Genomic DNA, 633 nt, shown 5'->3' on the forward strand with positions numbered 1-633 from the left:
GTGTGGGAGCGAGCGCGTAGGTGCTGACCGCGCCCATGCCGAGCACGGCGAGGTGGGAAAGATCACGGGACCGCGCAGCCTGGCCTTCCTCGCGCGCCTGCTGCAGCTTGCGCTCGGTCGCGGGGAGTTGTTTGTCTTGGCTGGAGGAGTCCATGGTGGCATGACGGAGGGGTCATGCCGATTGTCGTGAGGGGCTCCGAAATCTAAAGCGCGAATAGACGGCCCGGGAGGCGCTTATTCGGGCGCGCGGCCTCCCGCCGGGCGTTCAGAAGCCCAGGCTGGCCAGCAGGTCGTCCACTTCCGACTGGCTGGAGACGATGTTGGGGGTGTTTTCCGGGTCCACCACCGGGCCGGCGAGGTGCTCGCGGCGGGGTTCGGGCACGGCGGCAACTGCCGGAGCGGGTGCCGGCGCCGGAATGGCCGCCTGGGCCTGCGGGGGCGCCGTCTGGATCAGCAGCTGCACCAGCTGCTGCTCGATGGTGCCCGCCAGGCTCACCACGCGCGCGATCACCTGGCCGGTGAGGTCGTGGAAGTCCTGCGCCATCATGATCTCGGTGAGATGCACGTCGGCTTCCTTGGTCACGCGTTCCACGTCGTGCAGGAAGTTCATGATCTCGCCCTTGGCCACCGCGG

The 633-nt window shown here is 68.6% G+C and carries 2 protein-coding genes; both read right to left on the reverse strand.

From position 1 onward, the window contains the following. A partial coding sequence (locus K9U40_RS24895; protein WP_432715938.1) for an EscU/YscU/HrcU family type III secretion system export apparatus switch protein occupies positions 1-154 on the reverse strand: 154 nt, incomplete at its 3' end. 111 nt (positions 155-265) lie between these two features. Continuing rightward, a partial coding sequence (locus K9U40_RS23215) for a protein phosphatase CheZ (RefSeq protein WP_282892431.1) occupies positions 266-633 on the reverse strand: 368 nt, incomplete at its 5' end.

This window comes from Xanthobacter autotrophicus (assembly GCF_030015065.1).
Taxonomy (GTDB): domain Bacteria; phylum Pseudomonadota; class Alphaproteobacteria; order Rhizobiales; family Xanthobacteraceae; genus Xanthobacter; species Xanthobacter autotrophicus_D.